The 18,985-nt window shown below is 56.9% G+C and carries 11 protein-coding genes, 5 tRNA genes and 1 rRNA gene; 13 read left to right on the top strand and 4 right to left on the bottom strand.

What is annotated here, in order from left to right; all coding sequences use genetic code 11:
- Nucleotides 1-52 precede the first annotated feature (52 nt).
- A complete protein-coding gene (gene dusB, locus NQ050_RS10205; protein ID WP_257039243.1) occupies nt 53-1,198 on the bottom strand; it encodes a tRNA dihydrouridine synthase DusB in 1,146 nt (381 codons plus the stop codon).
- Nucleotides 1,199-1,480: 282 nt separating this feature from the next.
- Between dusB and NQ050_RS10210 the strand changes: the two genes are divergently transcribed.
- The 9 genes from NQ050_RS10210 to NQ050_RS10250 all read left to right on the top strand — a co-directional run bounded on the left by NQ050_RS10210 (nt 1,481) and on the right by NQ050_RS10250 (nt 11,060).
- Nucleotides 1,481-2,995, top strand: a complete 1,515-nt coding sequence (locus NQ050_RS10210) for an acetyl-CoA hydrolase/transferase family protein (RefSeq protein WP_257039232.1) — start codon at nt 1,481-1,483, stop codon at nt 2,993-2,995.
- Between the two features lie 118 nt (nt 2,996-3,113).
- Nucleotides 3,114-3,186: transfer RNA gene (locus NQ050_RS10215), tRNA-Lys, on the top strand.
- Nucleotides 3,187-3,683: 497 nt separating this feature from the next.
- Nucleotides 3,684-3,756, top strand: a tRNA-Glu gene (locus NQ050_RS10220).
- Between the two features lie 25 nt (nt 3,757-3,781).
- Nucleotides 3,782-3,855, top strand: a tRNA-Asp gene (locus NQ050_RS10225).
- Between the two features lie 196 nt (nt 3,856-4,051).
- Nucleotides 4,052-6,106 (top strand): SHIRT domain-containing protein, encoded by a 2,055-nt coding sequence (locus NQ050_RS10230; RefSeq protein WP_257039233.1) that lies wholly within the window; start codon nt 4,052-4,054, stop codon nt 6,104-6,106.
- A 230-nt stretch (nt 6,107-6,336) separates the two neighbouring features.
- Nucleotides 6,337-6,410 (top strand) — tRNA-Asp (locus NQ050_RS10235).
- Between the two features lie 24 nt (nt 6,411-6,434).
- Nucleotides 6,435-6,510, top strand: a tRNA-Phe gene (locus NQ050_RS10240).
- Nucleotides 6,511-6,728: 218 nt separating this feature from the next.
- On the top strand, nt 6,729-10,661 hold the full coding sequence (locus tag NQ050_RS10245) for a hypothetical protein (RefSeq protein ID WP_257039234.1): 3,933 nt from the start codon (nt 6,729-6,731) through the stop codon (nt 10,659-10,661).
- Nucleotides 10,662-10,790: 129 nt separating this feature from the next.
- Nucleotides 10,791-11,060 carry a GNAT family N-acetyltransferase gene (locus tag NQ050_RS10250; RefSeq protein ID WP_257039235.1) on the top strand — a complete coding sequence of 90 codons (270 nt, stop codon included), beginning with the start codon at nt 10,791-10,793 and terminating at the stop codon, nt 11,058-11,060.
- Between the two features lie 63 nt (nt 11,061-11,123).
- On the opposite strand, the gene epsC is transcribed toward NQ050_RS10250, so the two are convergent.
- Complete coding sequence (epsC, locus tag NQ050_RS10255) at nt 11,124-11,690, bottom strand: serine O-acetyltransferase EpsC (RefSeq protein WP_257039236.1); 567 nt, start codon at nt 11,688-11,690, stop codon at nt 11,124-11,126.
- A gap of 668 nt (nt 11,691-12,358) precedes the next feature.
- On the opposite strand from epsC, the gene NQ050_RS10260 reads away from it, so the two are divergent.
- Complete coding sequence (locus NQ050_RS10260) at nt 12,359-13,744, top strand: hypothetical protein (protein WP_257039237.1); 1,386 nt, start codon at nt 12,359-12,361, stop codon at nt 13,742-13,744.
- Nucleotides 13,745-13,913: 169 nt separating this feature from the next.
- Here NQ050_RS10260 and cysK read toward each other — a convergent pair whose 3' ends face one another.
- Nucleotides 13,914-14,849 carry a cysteine synthase A gene (cysK, locus tag NQ050_RS10265; protein ID WP_257039238.1) on the bottom strand — a complete coding sequence of 312 codons (936 nt, stop codon included), beginning with the start codon at nt 14,847-14,849 and terminating at the stop codon, nt 13,914-13,916.
- A gap of 754 nt (nt 14,850-15,603) precedes the next feature.
- Between cysK and ramA the strand changes: the two genes are divergently transcribed.
- Nucleotides 15,604-16,446 (top strand): acetate metabolism transcriptional regulator RamA, encoded by an 843-nt coding sequence (gene ramA / locus NQ050_RS10270; protein ID WP_257039240.1) that lies wholly within the window; start codon nt 15,604-15,606, stop codon nt 16,444-16,446.
- 10 nt (nt 16,447-16,456) lie between these two features.
- On the opposite strand, the gene NQ050_RS10275 is transcribed toward ramA, so the two are convergent.
- On the bottom strand, nt 16,457-17,056 hold the full coding sequence (locus tag NQ050_RS10275; protein ID WP_257039241.1) for a cob(I)yrinic acid a,c-diamide adenosyltransferase: 600 nt from the start codon (nt 17,054-17,056) through the stop codon (nt 16,457-16,459).
- Nucleotides 17,057-17,174: 118 nt separating this feature from the next.
- Here NQ050_RS10275 and murA point away from each other — a divergent pair, with 118 nt between their 5' ends.
- Nucleotides 17,175-18,443 carry a UDP-N-acetylglucosamine 1-carboxyvinyltransferase gene (murA, locus tag NQ050_RS10280; RefSeq protein WP_257039242.1) on the top strand — a complete coding sequence of 423 codons (1,269 nt, stop codon included), beginning with the start codon at nt 17,175-17,177 and terminating at the stop codon, nt 18,441-18,443.
- Nucleotides 18,444-18,916: 473 nt separating this feature from the next.
- Nucleotides 18,917-18,985: ribosomal RNA gene (locus NQ050_RS10285) — 16S ribosomal RNA — on the top strand; the annotation flags it as partial.

Below are 18,985 nucleotides of genomic sequence, written 5' to 3' on the forward strand. Positions count from 1 at the left end.
GCCCCAGGCTCCAGGCCCAAAGCCCTAGGCCCCAGGCCCAAGGCCCAACCCCTTAACCGCCGGAATGCATGAGGTCCGCGCCTTCAGGCACGGTGAGGTCAAAGGGGTCGTCCAGCCAGCCTTCGGGGAGCACCACTTTGGCGGGTGAGCCTTTGCGTCCGCGGGGCCCTTCGGCGTCCTCGGCGAGAACTGGGGAGTCGGCCCAAGGGGCGAGGATGCGCTTGAGGTCATCCAGGGAGTTCATGCTGGAAAGCTGTGCGCGCACTTCGCCGCCTACCGGGAAGCCGCGGAGATACCAGCCGATGTGTTTGCGCATGTCACGTGCGCCTTTGGCCTCGCCGTCGTGTTCCATGAGCAAGGTCGCGTGGCGGATCATGATGCGCACCACCTCCCCGAGCGTCGGTTCGCTGGGTACGGGCTCTCCGCGCAGCTCCGCGGAGAGGGCGGCGAACAGCCATGGGCGGCCCAGGCAGCCGCGGCCCACTACTACGCCGTCGCATCCGGTTTGTTGCATCATGGCGGAGGCATCGGAGGCTTTGAAGATGTCGCCGTTGCCCAGCACGGGAATGCCGGTGTGCGCGAGGTGCTCTTTGAGCCGGGTAATTTCCTCCCAGGAGGCCTCGCCGGAGTAGCGTTGCGCGGCGGTGCGTGCATGCAGTGCCACCGCAGCCGCACCTTCTTCGACTGCGATCCTGCCGGCGTCGAGATGCGTGTGGTGCTCGTCGTCAATGCCTACGCGGAATTTTACTGTGACCGGGATGTCTGTGCCTTCGGTGGCGCGTACTGCTGCGGCCACGATTTTGCCGAACAGCCGGCGTTTGTAGGGGAGTGCGGAGCCGCCCCCGCGCCTGGTGACTTTGGGGACGGGGCAGCCGAAGTTCATGTCGATGTGGTCGGCGAGGTTCTCCTCCACAATCTTGCGCGCAGCTTTGTAGGTGTACTCCGGGTCCACGGTGTAGAGCTGCATGGATCGTGGCTGCTCGCTGGGGGCAAAGGTGGTCATGTGCAGCGTCTTTTCATTGCCTTCCACCAGTGCGCGGGCGGTGATCATCTCGCAGACGTACAGCCCGGAGACGGTTCCGGTTTTTTCTTGCTCCAGTTCGCGGCAGAGCACTCGAAACGGCATGTTGGTCACGCCCGCCATCGGCGCCAGCACAACGGGGGAGGCAAGTTGGAGGGAACCTATAGATAAAGACACCATGAAATCTTCACGCACGCAGCGCCAGGAATCAAGCCTGCGGCGCCAGGACGCTTGCCGACGCCCCCAGTGCCCGCGCCACTCACGGTGGCCTTTGGGGGTAGCGAAATGGGGGTGCAAAGTGGGCGCCATTCTGCACCACTTTCCGCTAATGTGGTGTCCGTAACTATGCGGCAATACTGTTTGTGCGCTCACATTTGGGGCGTGGCGGTTTGGCGCGGTACAAACTTCACATTTCCACCGTTTCTCTCAGGGATTGGTGGGTTATTTCAGGAGGAATTGATGTCTGATCGCATTGCGAATGCACAGCTTCGCGGCAAGGTTATGTCTGCTGAGGAAGCCGCAACCTTTGTGAACAACGGTGACAACGTAGGTATCTCCGGCTTCACCGGCGCCGGCTACCCAAAGGCACTGCCAACCGCAATCGCCAACCGCGCTAAGGAGGCTCACGCCAAGGGTGAGGCCTACTCCATTGGTTTGTTCACCGGCGCTTCCACCGCACCTGACTGCGACGGTGTTCTGGCAGAAGCAGACGCAATCCACTTCCGCACCCCATACCAGTCTGACCCAATCCTGCGAAACAAGATCAACGAGGGTAAGTCCCTGTACGCGGACTACCACCTCTCCGAGTCCCCGATCTACGTTGAGCAGGGCTTCTTCGGCAAGATGAACGTTGCCATCGTGGAGGCAGTTCGCATTACCGAGGAAGGCCACCTGGTTCCTTCCTCCTCCATTGGTAACAACGTGGAGTACCTGGACAACGCAGAGAAGATCATCATCGAGGTCAACTCCTGGCAGTCCCTGGAGCTGGAGGGCATGGCGGATATCTACCGCATCAACCGCCTGCCAAACCGCCAGCCAATCCCAATCACCGAGCCTGGCCAGCGCATTGGTACCACCTACATCGACATTGACCTGGACAAGGTTGTGGCAGTGGTGGAGACGGACGCCCCAGACCGCAACGCCCCATTCAAGCCAATCGATGACCAGTCCCGCCAGATCGCTGGCCACTTCCTGGACTTCCTGGAGGGCGAGGTTGCCGCTGGCCGCCTGACCTACGACGGCTACATCATGCAGTCCGGCGTGGGCAACGTCCCGAACGCCGTGATGGCAGGCCTGCTGGACTCCAAGTTTGAAAACATCCGCGCCTACACCGAGGTTATCCAGGACGGCATGGTGGACCTCATCGACGCAGGCAAGATGACCATCGCCTCCGCAACTTCCTTCTCCCTGTCTCCTGAGTACGCGGAGCGCATGAACAACGAGGCCTCCAAGTACGCCAAGCAGATCATCTTGCGCCCACAGCAGATCTCCAACCACCCAGAGGTTGTTCGCCGCCTGGGCCTCATCGCCACCAACGGCCTGATTGAGGCAGACATCTACGGCAACGTGAACTCCACCAACGTGGTTGGCTCCCGCATGATGAACGGTGTGGGTGGTTCCGCAGACTTCACCCGCAACGGCTTCATCTCCTCCTTCATCACGCCTTCCGACGCCAAGGGTGGCGCCATCTCTGCAATCGTGCCGTTCGTGTCTCACGTGGACCACACGGAGCAGGACGTGAAGGTACTCATCACCGAGTACGGCTACGCCGACCTCCGCGGCCTGGCCCCAACCCAGCGTGCGGAAAAGATCATCGCTATTGCGCACCCTGACTACCGCCCAGCGCTGCAGGAATACTACGACCGCGCCCTCTCCCTTGCCAAGGAGCGCAAGACCATGCAGACCCCGCATGACCTCGCGACCGCGCTGTCCTTCCACCAGCGCTTCATTGAGACCGGCTCCATGAAGGCATAACCGAGCCAGCCCTCATTGCCGCCTACCCCCAACAGAATGCAAAAGGGTAGGCGGCTTTTTGGCTCTGGGTGGGGGTTGTGCACTATGATTGCTGGAGTGCAAGCAGTTGTTTGCGCGTGGGCCTTTAGCTCAGTTGGTAGAGCTACGGACTTTTAATCCGCAGGTCCCGGGTTCGAGCCCCGGAGGGCCCACAAACGAAATATCTCGAGGCACCGTTTGGCTATTGGTTTTTGGCTTTTGGCTGGCGGTGCCTCGGGGTTTTTCTTTTGGTGGGGTTGGGTTTGGGTATGGGGTGTTGGGGTTTGGTGTGGGGCGCTCTTGCGTTGGTCGATAGGACGCGTTGGTCGATAGCTCAAAGTCGATAAGGCCCGATTTTCCTCGTGGAGCCTTCCTATCGACCAACGCAACGCCCTATCGACTTTTAGCTATCTACCAACGCACAAAACCAACCCACAAAACCAACGCCAAACCACCCCTTCAGCCCTGGCTCGGAACCACACGCCACCGCGCCTCCACCAACTGGTTGCCCCATGTTAGCTGCTGTCGCATTATCGGCCAGAGGCGGTGGGTGTGTGAGTTGCGCCAAAAGGGGGAGTGGTAACAACCGCTTAGAAAAGGCCCTTGACTAGCGGATTTGTTCAGGTGCGGAGCTTGCTTGTATATTGTGAAACGTCGCCTTACGCGGCAGGCCCCCATCGTCTAGCGGCCTAGGACACTGCCCTTTCACGGCAGCGGCACGGGTTCGAATCCCGTTGGGGGTACGGAAGCAATTCCAAAACAAAATAAGGCCCTGTGGCGCAGTTGGTTAGCGCGCCGCCCTGTCACGGCGGAGGTCGCGGGTTCGAGCCCCGTCAGGGTCGCATTATTTTCCCAGAACAACATTAGTTGTTCTGGGTTTTGTGTTTGTTGGGAAAGTTTCACACCGCCATATCTATTAGTTTTGACGTGTGATCTGTTAAGGTTCTTCATGATTCTGATTTTTCTATAGTTCACCGCTGAGAATTTAAAAGAATCTTCAGTGGTTGGCTCGGAAAAATATTGTCCCAAGGAGAATAAATGAACAAATTTGCTGCAAAGTCAGCCGTGGTGCTTACTTCTGCTTCCCTCATGCTTGCAGGTGTACCGCTTGCGGGTGCCCAGACTACCGGGATTCCAGATGGTGATCAGCACGAAGTCAACGCGAACACCAAGATTCTGCCAGTGGTGAAAGGTGCAACGGCGGATTCTACGAGCGATGTCACCAAGCGCCCGTGGTCAGACGTGGAAAACCCATTGGTCCACCTGAACGGCCAGGACAACGCCGATTACGGCATCCGCTGTGTGGTTGATCAGCCTCGATACAACATCGGCTACACCGGTTGGCTGGACATGCAGGAAGTTGTGCGCGCGTGGAATGTTTTGCGTGAGCAGGGCATGGAGCGTGCAGTAAGTTACTCCGAGCGGATTTCCCTCACCGGCGTGAATTACTACTTGACCTCCCGCGGTCAGGCTCCCATTGTGTGGAATGGTACGGACGCAGCAAAGGCATCGGCACAGACCTCGTTGGATTGGATCGTGGCGAATCCCCAATTTGCAGCTGCTGCCGGCCCTGCAGCCGTCCTCATTCAGCGCATGATTGCAGAGCCCGAGTTCAAGGATTCTTTCCTGTCTAAGGAAGATAATTACAACTACTGGCTTGACCACTTCATGGATCTCGCGGTTGCGTCTGACTTTGAGATCTCCTTCAAGGTCGACCCGAATGTAGTCACCGTTGACGAGCAGAAAGTCAAGGACATCGACGCTTGGATTGCTGCATACCAAGAAGCTAACTACAACACCGGAAACGCAGGTCAAAAAGCCTTCGCGGAGGTCATGCGCCCCTACGAAGCCGTGTACCTCAAGGATGGCGGTACCCTCAAGGACGGCACACCTGCTGAAGCGGGCACGATTGTGATCAAGTTCCGTGTCAAGCAGAACGCCAGCGAGGCAGGTTATGAGTCCCAGGCGGACTACGAGCAGTGGGTCAACTTCGCGCAGAACCTCGGTGTTCCGGTGGAAAATCCGGATACCCGTGCAGAGGTGCGGGAACACTACCAAGCATCGGTAACTGGAGGCCAAACTGGTGCCGGCCGCGATGTGCTTGCTGAAAAGCTCGACTTGGCGTACAACGGTGATGATCATAAGAAGACTTACAATGATCCGAACACTTGGCAAGATCCAGTCAACAAGTCTGATGAGCTCGTCGAGCTGAGCATCACCACCCCAGAGGGTCTGCTCACCGTCACTGAGGAAAACTACCGTATGGTAGACGGCCTTGATCCATTGAACTCCCGGAAATTTATGGGCAGCAACCCCCGTGTGATCGGTGATTTCCGCCTTCCGTTCTCCGATGATGCAGATGTTCAGGCAACGATGGCCCAGCGCTGGGATTCCACCTGGAACATCCAGTTCAACCAGAAAACCCCCAACCCGGTGACCTATGAGACGCGTACCGACGTCACCATCGACCACCGATACGTAGCGGTTGATGCACAGGGTGAGCCGCTTGATAGGGTCCTGCCGGAAGAGGTGTTGGCCACGCTTCCAACCCGCTTGCAAGATCAGTCTCTCGACGCCGCGAAGGCGTACGCTCCAAGCGCGCGGCCTGCTGTTGGTACAAAGGTTGAAACCTCGGAAGGCACTTGGGAGTTCAAGGGCTGGAACGACGGGACGCCAGTGCAGTGGACCACCTACGGTGAAGTTGGTGCCGCCGGAGATAACTCCAATGACCCCAACTACAACACTCATGAGGCATATGTACTCAATGAGGTTGAACCAATTAGCGGTGGGGTCACTGACTGTAAGTACCGCTACTTCGAGGGAACTTGGCAGTTCACTCCGGATCCAAGCCTGCCAATTATTCCAATTCCAGTGCCAATTCCGGCACCTGGTACGCCTGCGCAGCCGGTGCAAACCCAACCAGTGCAGCAGCCCGCTAAGGGTGTAGCGAAGGGCCAGCAGGCCACCAAGGGTGTGCAAGCCCAAAACCGTCAACTGGCAAGCACTGGCGCAAGCGTGGTTGGCCTTCTCGCGGCAGCCGCACTGCTCATTGCCGGAGGCGTGTACCTTGTGCGCAAGCGTCGTAATAGCTAAAGGCTTGTTTCCCTAGTGAATTGCTAGGTGACACGCAGGGAGGCTTGGAGGTCTAGAAAACCCCCAAGCCTTTCTGCTTTTGTCACGCAAAGTTGCCCAGTGAAATAGCTGGTGAGAAATATCTGGTGACCTGCTGATTTGTTTGGATTCAATTCAGTATTGTAAGGTTATCAACCGTACCAAAGAGCGGTTTTCCGCGCGGCGGTACACGCATGACGTTAAAGTCATACGGCCCTGTGGCGCAGTTGGTTAGCGCGCCGCCCTGTCACGGCGGAGGTCGCGGGTTCGAGCCCCGTCAGGGTCGCACGGTTTGAGTAATCAAACCTGTGGCGCGGTAGCTCAGTTGGTAGAGCGTCCGCCTGAAAAGTGGAAGGTCACCAGTTCGATCCTGGTCCGTGCCACCAAGGTAAAGAGGTCCTCTTCGGAGGGCCTCTTCTGCGCTTTCTGTCTCGTGTGGGTATTTGCCGGTGCTAAACAACAGCTTTTGAAAAGAAATTGATTCTTTAGGTTATATTTAAGTTGTTTGTTTCCCTACGGAAGTTGCCGGGAATCCACTTCAGACATTTCGCCCTCGGGGGCGAGTGAGGTGAGGCAACTCCGGATGTCCCTGAAAGTTGAGGCAATGAGGCGTCCCCCATCACTATTGCGCAAGGCACTAGCTGCAGTTGCCGCAGTCGCTGTATCGGCAACTGCCGTAGCGATCCCCCAAGTGGCTGCACAGACTTCCGTTCCGCCAACAAGCGGCTCGGAAACGTCGGTTGATTACACAGCGGGTAAGGCCCAAGGCTCGTATGAGTGGGGTCTGATCGGCAACGTGAAGCTGCCTCAAGGCAACAGCAGGTATGTATTCCCCTACGGCGTTGGAGTGAATCCAGTTACCGGAGATCTCTGGGTCTCTGATTCCGGAAAGGTTGGTTGGGGCCGCTTCGAATGTTTCCAAGTTGGCTCGTTCAGTGCACCATGCCAGGGTGGCGATCCACGCGTGCTGCGTTTCGACGACACCCAAGATGCCCAGGTGGTATCTGATCTTGGCGCCGACGGCTCGTACACCAACCCCGCAAACACTGGGCAAACCTCAGGCTACGGTTCCCGATTTGATCTTGCTCAAACCATCCGCGATGGCGTTTTCACTAGCGCGAGAACGCCAAACACTGAACATGGCCCTCGTGGCATGGTAATTCAGCCCAACGGTGAAGTGTGGGTTGTAGATTCTGAGCAGCCAAATGTCCCCAATCAACGTATTAAGCGCTTCAGCGCGGATGGCACGCAACTTCAAGGCGCGGGCACCAGGGGTGTGTGGGGTGATGGAATTCAGCCAGGAAATTTCCGTAATGGATATTCAACCTCTCTCGCGTTAAAGCCCGATGGCAATGTGGTGGCAAACGCTGAGGTGGCTAACTCGTTGGTGCAGTTTACGAGCGACGGCACCCCAGTACCAAGCATTTTGCTGAACAATGTCACCCATGCTGAGTTTCAAACCGCAAAGGGCGATGCTGACCACAACCCCAATGGCGTGGCCGTTGATCCTGAAACTGGTGACTATTACATTTCCCTGGTGAACTTCCGGGAATCTGCTTACGTCAGCAACAACAGGCCTTACCTATGGAAAGTTGGTGCAGATGGTGTAACAAACCTTGGGCGTATCGGCGAGGGCAGGTTCAACGTCACTGGTGACGTGATGTTCGGGCCGTTTGTGAATACCGTGGAGAATTCTGCAAATTACCGCAACGTGTTTGCTTGGTCGCAGCAAATGAATGCTATCCAGGAGTTCACGCCGGAAGGTGAATTTGTTCGTGAATGGCTAACAGGGTCCACTGCAGCAGACAACGCTCAACAAGGAGTGGATGATCACACAGAGAAACCCCGAACTGTTGCCGTTCCGGGTATCCAAATTCCCCGTGGTCTCGCGTGGGACAAGAACGGATACATGTTCCTTACTGCAAACCAGCAACAGACTGCTCAAGGCGTGCGTATCCTAGCCCAGACCCCACGGCCAATCACCAAGCTCTCAGCTTCCAAACTCTGCAAAGATGATGGTCAGGACTACCTGCTTTCTTGGGACCACTTGGAAAACGCAACCCTTTCTGTAGCTCCCACAGAGGATTATGTGGTGGAGCAATCCACTGATGGTGGAGCAAACTGGTCCGTAGTTCCTACGGAGAAAAGCACGAATAAGTACCATCTGGTGAGTGGGTTGGGTAACAACGTCACTAATTTGCGTGTATCCGCATGGAACGGTGCTGGTAATGGTGACTGGCTTTCCGTGGATGTGAAGGACCGTGAATGTGACACCCTGAACCTGGAAAAGAAGGGCACCTACAACAGCGATGCCCAGGAGATCCAGTGGACAATCAGCGTAGATAAGACGCTGAGCTCCGCAACCAGCAAGGTTGCCGATCCTTTTGCTCCCGCAGGCGTGAGTCCTAAGAACACCACGACCCCTCAAATTACCGCTACTTTGACTGAGCTGACAGACTCGGTTGATCAAGGCCTTTCCTTCACCGAAGGCACAACTCACCGTGATCGCTTGACACTGACTCAGGGAACCCCAGCGATTGATCTGACTAGCAACGACGAACAACAAAACGCAGTTGGTTCCGCCCCCACCTGGGTAGAGGAAACCTCCATTACCCAAATCGCGGAGGGGACAACCGAGGTGACCCCACAGGTGATGGGTCTCAAGGTCACCAATGAGGCCGAGGCCAAGTTCCAGGTTGATGTTGCTGGGCAGTCACTTACCCTGACTACGAACAAGGCTCGGGCTTGGGTCACCCCAACAGCAGAAGCTAGTGTGAAAATCACAAAAGCCGGAACGCTGAACGGCCAGACGGAGATCGTGTGGACGATCACGGTGGAAAACACCGGCGGCACCATGCTGGAAAATCTCACCTTTACGGACACCATGGACACAGGCGAACAGCCAACCATTCCAGCAGATGCGCCTCAGAAACTCGCCCCAAAGGAACTAGGGACCTTTGAGATCAGAACTCCCGTTACGGAAGCTCAGCGCGTAGCTGGGCAAGCAGCGAACTCCATCGCTGTGACGGCAGGTGTACAAAATACACAAGAAACCGTTACTGCTAACGCACAAGCAACGGTCCCGCTTGAAGCATCTCCGAGCATCGAATTGCAAAAGCAGGGTGTACTGAACGCTGACGGCACGAAGGTTATCTGGACAATCCGAGCAATCAACAACGGCAACGTCACCCTACAAAACCTCAAACTTACTGACATCTTGGTGGATGCAGCCCCAGAGACTACTTCCGATATCAAGTCTCTTCCTGTGGGAGATAGCGTGGAATGGAAGGCAACCACTACGGTGACGGAAGCCCATCGCCTCGCGGGCAAGGTGGTCAACGAGGCAGCGATTGAAGCAGCCTTCAACGATATGCCTGTGCCACCAGGCACCGCTAAAGCGGAGGTCTCCACCACGGCAAACGCGAAGATCACGGTGACTAAGGAAGCAACAACGATCACCGAGCAGGAAATCACCTGGACCATCAAGGTAAAGAATGAGGGAGATGTCACCGTAAACAACCTCGATTTCGACGACCGGCTTGCACCCAATGCCATTGATAAAATCGATTCCCTCGCACCTGGCGCCGAAGAAACTCGCACGGTAACAACGCAAGTCACCGATCAAGATCGAGCGACCGGCAGCGTCACCAACACCGTGGACGTACTAGGCAGTATTAACGACGCGGCCAACACCGGAGTCTCCGGCGCAGCTTCCGCGACCGCAAAGCTGCCACGCAGCGAGCTGACGGTGAGCAAGCAGGGTGTCTACAACACTGCCGCAGAAGAGATTGATTGGACTATCACCGCCAAAAACACTGGCACTACTGAGCTCACCAACGTTAAGTTGAAGGATGAACTGCCCGGTTTGAGTACTCCTGTTGCAACTTGGCCAGGAGATGAGGGAACCCTGAAGGTGGGCGAGGAAGTGGTGTTCACTGCTTCGTCCCCAGCAAAACGCAAGGATGATCCATACACGGTGGACAACACCGCTGAGGTCTCCGCGCAGAGCTCTACGAATCCTTCGGTGAAGGTGTCAGGTGCGGCAACCGTTGAGGTGCCGGAAAAGGAAGTGCCACCCGCCACGGAGCCAACCACCGAACCAACCACCGAACCAAGCACGGAACCCACCACGGAACCAACCACCGAACCCACCGCGGAGCCAACCACGGAACCCACGGTTCAGCCGGAGGAGCCTCGGATCTCCGGTCTGCCGATTATCCCAATTCCTGTGCCAATCCCAGGAGGCGGGAATGGAAGTAGTAACGGAAGCACTGGCGGCGTTGCAGGCGGCAGCACCCCGGCGCAACCTGCACAGCCGCAGACTGGCGGGCAGGTGGGCGTCGGTAGTGAAGCCGCGCCAAGCCGAAGCCCAAGCCCGAACCAAAACCAGAGCCAGAGCCAAAACCAGCCGCAAACGCCGGTGAAGCGCATCTTGGCGAACACTGGCGTTCAGGGAATCGGCATTGTGCTGGCAGCGGCGAGCCTGCTGGCGGCCCTTGGTGCCGCCCTGTACCTCGGTGCACGCAGGAGGCACTAACGGCTACTGAGTGAGGTGAAGACCCGCGGTTGTTCTCATGAGGGGAACGCCGCGGGTTTTCGCTGCCCGCGATGGCACAGCCTCCGGATTTCCCTGCACGTGGACGTCGGCCTGCGTAGAGTGGGGCGCATGGAAATTGAAGTACGCAAGGATGAAGAAAAGAATCGTTTTGTGCTCACTGTTGACGGCACCAAGGCCGGATTCGCCGGGTTCGTGGACCGCGATGGCACCCGCAAATTCGACCACACGGTGATCGAGGAGCAATTCCAGGGCCAGGGCCTTTCCAAGCCGCTCATTCAGCAGGCTTTGGACTACACCAAGGACGAGGGGCTGCCGTACATCGCAACGTGCTCTGCGGTGCAGCACTTCATTGAGAAAAACCCGGAGTACAAGAGCTAGCACAACAAACGCCTGCCTCGCCCCACAGTGAAAGGGGTAGGCAGGCGTTGCTGCATCAGGTGTTTAGATATAGTAATCCGGGTCCACGAGCTTGATTCGCTCGCCTTCTTTCCGGGGGCGCGCTTGAGCAGGGATACCGACGGCAATGTGGTTGGCGGGAACGTCTTTGGTCACCACCGCGTTTGCGCCGATCGCGGAACCTTCACCCACGGTGATGGGGCCTAGTACTTTGGCGCCCGCGCCGATGGTCACGTTGTTGCCGATGGTGGGGTGGCGCTTCGTTTGGGTGAGCACCTGCCCGCCCAGGGTGACACCGTGGTAGAGCATCACGCCGTCGCCGATCTCCGCTGTTTCGCCAATCACAATGCCCATGCCGTGGTCGATGAAGAAGCGACGGCCAATCGTTGCCCCTGGGTGGATTTCAATGCCGGTGAGGAAGCGGGTGGCTTGGCTCAGGATTCGCGCAACGCCCCGGTGCTCCCTAGTCCACAACCAGTGAGATACGCGGTGGGCCCAGATGGCGTGGAGGCCCGAGTACACGATGGCGTTTTCTAGATCACCGCGCGCGGCAGGGTCGTGCTCGCGGGCGTTGGCCAGATCTTCGCGGATCGTTGAGATGATGCGGTACATGGGAAAAGAGCCTATCAGTGGAAGCAGATACCGCCGAAATGCACCAAGCAGAACCGAGTGCACATACCCCACACCGTGCAGAGAATCAGTAATCAACACCAATTTCAGTATGAATAAAAAGAAGCTGGTGGCTTTATTGCAGTGAGATGGATGAGGGAAATCCAAAGTTGCCAAGCAATTTGAGCCGCTAATGCAATATTGACGGGTTATTGAGGGTTTTTGTAGGTTTTCAGGGTCAAGGTGCGTACTTCACACGTCTTCATTCCGTGCCTAAGGAAATCTTTTTAAGGAGTAATCCATGCGTGCAAGAAGCTTATGTGCAACCGCTGGCGCTGACGTTGATTGGTATTGGTAGTCTCCTAATTAGGCGAGCACGCTCGTAATTCCAGTGGGTGCAGTTGTAGAGGTTTCCTCGAAATATGAGAATTGATAACAATTTTTGAGTGTAGCGTAGAGGTGCCAGCGTAAACGGGAGTACGGTTTTAGTGCTAGGGTTGGCCGAGCACGCTCATCCCGACCATTGAAATCGTGGTTTGTTAAGCACCGGTTTTCAATTCATCCCGCTTTCTTAGATTCTTGGAGATTTTATGCCCCACTACAGCACGAAGAGGTTAGCTGGAATAGCGGCCTCTACACTTACTTGCACTCTTTTGTTATCGCCGGCGGCCTTGGCGCAGTCAAGCTCTACAGCGGATATCCCTGCTCGGGAGCTTTTTCTAAGCGGGTTGTCAAGCGACCCAACTCAGAGCCAACCCATCTCTGAGACGAATGAGTCACCGGAAACTGAAACGGCAACCACCGCAGAGATTCGTCCAAACGTATTTAACTTTGTGGGAGGGGCTACCAACGTAGCGTCGGGAACCTTTTTCACGAACCCGCTCACGGGTAAGGCAGATATTTCCTATACCATCCAAATGGCGCCACTGCTTCGTTCTTCAGATAGCGTGCAAACGTCGGGCTCCGAAGGATATATTTTTGTACCCAAGGTGATTGAGAATCCATCATTTACCCTGATCGCACGCCCAGATTCAGTTCCCAATTTCTTTCAAGATGCTTTGGAAAGCGAAAACCGTGATGCTTTGCGCATTCCAGTCTCTACCGTGAACCTTCCGGTGGAGATTGTGGATGGTTTCGCTATTGATCCGGAAACTGGCTGGTTACCTGATGACTTGGTGATTGATTTGGATCAGAACGCTGAAGGTGGGGAGAACCAGCTACCCAAAATGCTTAAGCTAACCTCAGAGATGCCGGCTGATAGTAGTTTTGTATTCGAGTTGCAGAACTTCCTTGGGACAAATCAAAGTAGTGAGGAAATGCTCGCAAAATATGATGTATACCTTACTTCTATGGCAAGACAGGGGGTGCACACCCTGTCACTGACTGGCTCAGTGACGCCAGAGGCAATGGATGTATACCTCCCGGTACGCGCAATTACCGGAGGCTGGAGGTGTTCCCAAGAAGGGGCTGGCCCCGGTTCCTATGAACAGGGTTGCCAGAGTCTGTTTGACTACAGCTGGCACGCTAAGGGGGAGCTGCCTGATTATTCTCTCAGTGATGCCGCGCTGAATGCCCAATTGGCTCGCCTGAACACGGTTGATGGTCTTACTGGCTCTGAACGATGTGCGGTCACAGCCAATAACAATAACGATTTGCAGTGGATCGGCGTGGACATCACCCCGAGCCAGTCCGCACCGGATGGGTTGGCTGAATCTTATACCCAGACCTTTAACCTTGGGGAAGCAACTTGGGTAAATTACTCCGTTTCCGGATTGGACGAGGATGCATGTGATCAAGCTGCAGCACGGATTGCAAAACCAGTAGTCCCCGTACCGGTTCCTATCCCAGTGCCAAGCACTACGGAAACACCTCAACCACAGGAGCCTCAAATAACTCCTCAAGCACAGCAGCCTGAGAAGCCACAGCAGCCCGAGAAGCCACAGCAGCCCGAGAAGCGGGTACTCGCAAACACTGGCCCAAATGTTGTTGGTTTGCTGGGTCTCGCTGGGGTGCTCATCGCTGCGGGAGTGGTAGGCCTGCTGCGTCGTCAAAGCTAGTTCGAGTGAAAAGCTGCATCGAAAAGAAGTTCAACGCTGTTTCATGATGGTGCGGAGTTTCCTCTCGCCCCTTTAGCTCCGGTACAAAAACATTGAGCTTTAGGGGCAATGAAAAAGCGCTCCACAAGCAATATTGCTTGTGGAGCGCTTTAAGTTTTAAGCGAGGAGATTAGTCGCGGATGTCGTCAAACAGCACGGTGGAGACGTAGCGCTCACCGAAGTCTGGGATCACGGTGACGATGGTCTTGCCCTCGTTTTCTGGGCGAGCGGCCAGCTCAAGAGCAGCCTTCACGTTTGCGCCAGCGGAGATGCCGCCCAGGATGCCTTCCTCGGTGGCCAGCTTGCGGGAGGTCTCAATGGCGTCCTCGTTGGAAACGGTGAGCACGTCCTCGTAGATCTTGCGGTTGAGCACCTCTGGGATGAAGTTTGCGCCCATGCCCTGGATCTTGTGTGGGCCAGCCTTGCCTTCGGTGAGCAGTGGGGAAGCGGAAGGCTCCACGGCGTACACCTTGATGTCCGGGTTGTGGCCCTTCAGGGTCTCACCAGCGCCGGTGAGGGTGCCGCCGGTGCCAACGCCGGCCACGAAGATGTCAATGTTGCCGTCGGTGTCATTCCAGATCTCCTCACCGGTGGTCTTGCGGTGGATCTCTGGGTTTGCTTCGTTGGCGAACTGACGAGCCAGGATGGAGCCTTCGCGCTCAGCGAGGATCTCGTTTGCCTTGTCCACAGCACCCTGCATGCCGGCAGCACCTGGGGTGAGCACGATCTCTGCACCGTAGGCACGCAGCACCACGCGGCGCTCGATGGACATGGTCTCTGGCATGGTCAGCACAACGTTGTAACCGCGGGCAGCGCCAGCAAGAGCGAGGGCAATGCCGGTGTTGCCGGAGGTAGCCTCCACGATGGTGCCGCCTGGCTTCAGCTCACCGGATGCCTCGGCAGCGTCGATGATCGCCTTACCAATGCGGTCCTTCACGGAATTCGCTGGGTTAAAGAACTCTGCCTTCACGATGACCTCGCCTGGCAGATCCTTGGTCAGGTTGTTCAGGCGGATCAGCGGGGTATTGCCGACGGTGTCCAGAATGTTGTTGTAAATCTTTGCCACGATGGCTCCTTTTGCTCTAATTGGCTTCCTGCCGCAGCTCAAGGCCCAAACTGTAGGGTCTGTGCCGCGGGCATGCAGCCCACAATACAACGCCCTGGGCAAAATTGCTAGACCAAGTGGTCTTTTTATTTAGACCTCTTTGTCTAGATTGCTTTCCGGGGAACTTCCCGACGCCCCCAAGGCCGCACTTCGGCGGCGACTGGGAGGGGAAATTGGGCGGCTAGGGGAGTGAAATTGTTTGCATGGAAACTGGCCGGCGCAGATTTGCTACCTGGGGATGTGATACTGCTTACCATTTCTCCACAAAGTGCCATTCGGGCGGTGGGGAAGTGGGCAGGCGGCATGGGGGCGTTGTGGTTTTGAAAGTTCAGCAAAGGGGTAGGTTTGCTGGCCTTGCATGCATAAAAATTATTGGCAAATCCCCTGGCGGTTGCAGGCATTGAGGTGGGATGATGTGGCGACCCCTCCTGCATAAAATGGCAAGATAGCTTACTTTTACATATTTCAGGCTTGTGAAGGTGGGGAATCTGGGGGGCGGTTTCCCTCCCCCTTTTTCTTTGGAAAACGGTCATGCAATGTGCATTTGTGTACGCGGAGGGGGTTTGGTTGTCCCCCCATGGGAAAGCTATACTGACGCCACATTGAAAAGGTTTCACCCTCATATGGGTATCCCCAAATGGAGTGGATTGCACCCACCACCAGCCCTGCGGGAGCCCTCATAGGCCAGTGAGGGTGATCGATCAGGAGGTTTACCGTGGAGCCCGCACGCATCAAAGAAGATGAAGAGGCGATCCGCACCGCATTGGCGAGTCTCAAGAACGCCACCGGAATCCCAGTGACCATGTACGCACAGGTCCTCCCAGATAACCGCCTCCTCATGAGTTCTTGGATTGGCCTGCGTACTCCTGCGCTGCAGAACCTCACCATTGAGGCCGGCGTTGGCGTTGGTGGGCGCGTGGTGAAAACCCGCCGCCCGGTAGGCGTGAGTGACTACACCCGCGCCAACGTGATCTCCCACGAGCTGGACTCCCTTATCCAAGACGAAGGCCTGCATTCCATTGTTGCTGTGCCCGTAATCGTGGCCCGCGAGGTCCGCGGCGTGCTCTACGTTGGTGTGCACTCCCCAGTGCGCTTGGGGGACAAGGTGATTGAAGAGGTCACCATGACCGCCCGAATCCTAGAACAGGAGCTCGCCATCAACGCGGCTGCGCGCCGCAATGACGGCATGCGTGCCGCCACCGGAGGTAAGGGCCGCATGATGAACTCCGCCGAGTGGGAGCAGATCCGCGCCACCCACTCCAAGCTGCGTATGCTGGCCAACCGCATTGAGCAAGAGGACATTCGCCAAGAGCTGGAAGACCTTTGCGACCAAATGGTAGCCCCAGTCCACGTGAAGCAAACCACCAAGCTTTCTGCGCGTGAGCTGGACGTTCTCTCCTGCGTTGCGCTCGGCCACACCAACGTGGAGGCCGCGGAGGAAATGGGCATTGGTGCGGAAACGGTGAAGAGCTACCTGCGTTCCGTAATGCGCAAGCTCGGCGCACACACCCGCTACGAAGCCGTCAACGCGGCTCGTCGGATTGGCGCCCTCCCCTAGGTCCTAAGCCCTAATCTTTGTTGCCTTCCGCGGCACTGCCGCGCTGGCCACCTGGGACCCAGAGCACGTCGTCACCGCCGTTGGCTACCCTGCAGAGGATAAATAGCAGGTCAGAGAGCCTGTTGAGATACTTGGCAGGGAGTGCGGAGGTGGTGTCGGGGTGCTCGTGCGTGGCTACCCAAGCTGCGCGTTCAGCTCGGCGTGCAACTGCCCGTGCCGTGTGTAGCAGAGCCGCCCCAGGGGTGCCGCCGGGCAAAATGAAGGAGTTGAGGTTGGGCAGCGTCTCATTGAAGGAGTCGCAGTCCGCCTCTAGCCGGTCGATGTATTCCTGAGTGATGCGCAGCGGAGGGTACTTTGGCTCCGGCTCGATGGGCGTTGCTAGGTCCGCGCCGGCGTCGAAGAGCTCGTTTTGTACGCGCTTGAGGGTGGTGGCCACGACATCCGGGAGGTTGCCCAGTGCTATTGCTACGCCGATCTGCGCATTGAGCTCATCACATTCGGCATAGGCCGCCAGGCGGGCATCGTTTTTGGAGACGCGCTCAAAATTCGCCAGCGCCGTGGTGCCGTCGTCCCCCGTGCGGGTATAAATCTTTGTCAAGTGAACAGCCATGCCTTCCACGCTAGCGATGAAACCGCGCGCGTGCGCGGAAATGGGAAATGCTTGCATTGGCAGTGAGCAAACAGTGAGTGGGCCCAAGTGTGAGTCCGCGTGGGATAGGGTGGGGAACGTGAAAGATCGCTTCCTTGTAACCGGCGGAGCACAACTGCGCGGCGTAGTAAACGTCTCCGGCGCAAAGAACTCAGTGCTCAAACTGATGGCAGCAGCGCTTCTTGCGGAAGGGCGCACCACACTGCGTAACTGTCCCGAAATCCTCGACGTCCCCTACATGAAGCGCGTGCTCGAGGGCTTGGGCTGCCAAGTGGAGATCAACGGTGACACCGTTGTAATTGACACCCCAGCAGAAATCTCCCCGAACGCTGACTTTGACGCCGTGCGCAAGTTCCGCGCCTCCGTCTGCGTGCTCGGCCCTCTTACCGCCCGCTGCGGCCGCGCCGTTGTTGCGCTCCCCGGCGGCGACGCCATCGGATCTCGCCCGCTGGACATGCACCAATCCGGGCTGGAAAAGCTCGGCGCAACCACACACATTGAGCACGGCGCTGTGGTTGCCCAAGCCTCCAAGCTGCGCGGCGCGAACATCAGCCTGGACTTCCCATCCGTGGGCGCCACCGAAAATATTCTCACCGCGGCGGTGCTCGCTGAAGGCACCACGGTGCTGGATAACGCCGCACGCGAACCAGAGATCTTTGACCTCTGCGAGATGCTCAAGCAGATGGGCGCGAAAATCACTGGTGAGGGCACCTCCACTATCACCATCCAAGGCGTGGAAAAGCTCCACCCCACCGAGCATGAGGTGATCGGCGACCGCATCGTGGCCGGCACCTGGGCATATGCGGCGGCAATGACCCAAGGTGACATCACCGTCACCGGCATCGCCCCTCGCCACCTCCACCTGCCGCTGGAAAAACTCAAGGTCGCCGGCGCGCACGTGGAAACCTACGACCGCGGCTTCCGTGTCCGCATGGACCAGCGCCCCCTCGCCGTGGACTACCAAACGCTGCCTTTTCCCGGCTTCCCCACCGACCTCCAGCCCATGGCGATCGGCATCTCTACCGTTGCCCAAGGGACTTCCGTCATCACGGAAAACATCTTTGAGGCCCGCTTCCGCTTTGTCGACGAACTCATGCGGCTCGGAGCGGATGCAACTATCGACGGGCACCACGTGGTCATGCGAGGCGTCACAGGGCTATCCAGCGCCCCAGTGTGGAGTAGCGACATTCGCGCTGGTGCAGGCCTTGTCCTAGTGGCGCTGTGCGCGGACGGGGTGACGGAGGTGCATGACGTTTTCCATATCGACCGCGGATACCCGAACTTCGTGGAAAACCTTCAAGCGCTCGGCGCAACCATTGAACGGGTGAGCGGTACCGATCATTTTTAGGCCTCTGGCCTGGGCATTTGTGTTGTTGCTGGTTTGTGTGTAGCTTAGGTCGAGTCGCCGCGGCCGGTTATCCACCGGCTGAGAAGCTGAAGTTTAGGCTGATGCTGTAGCGGTGACCTAAGAAGAATGCTTGATACAGTATTTGCGCTTGGCGCGAGGCCGTGTTAATGTTTCTTCTTACCGCCTTTTCACCGGCTAATGCTGGTTGGTGTGGGGTGTGTGGTGGTTGTTTGAGAACTCAATAGTGTGCCAATGTACTTAAAATATTTTTTGTTTTTGTACTATTTGTTTTTTTGGTTTTGTGTTGTGGTGTTGGCCGGGCAAGTGTGGCTTGCTTGTGAAAATACTGTAGCTTGAAAACTGTTTTTTGTGTGTGGGGTTGTTCCTCGTCGGAGCCTCACACGCATTGTTTATTTTTTTTGCCAGTTGTTGGGCTTTCCAACAATATTTGCAAGGAATGTTTTTTCTTGTTTTTTGTGGAGAGTTTGATCCTGGCTCAGGACGAACGCTGGCGGCGTGCTTAACACATGCAAGTCGAACGG

The organism is Corynebacterium sp. 122RC1 (assembly GCF_024580955.1).
Taxonomy (GTDB): Bacteria; Actinomycetota; Actinomycetes; order Mycobacteriales; family Mycobacteriaceae; genus Corynebacterium; species Corynebacterium kozikiae.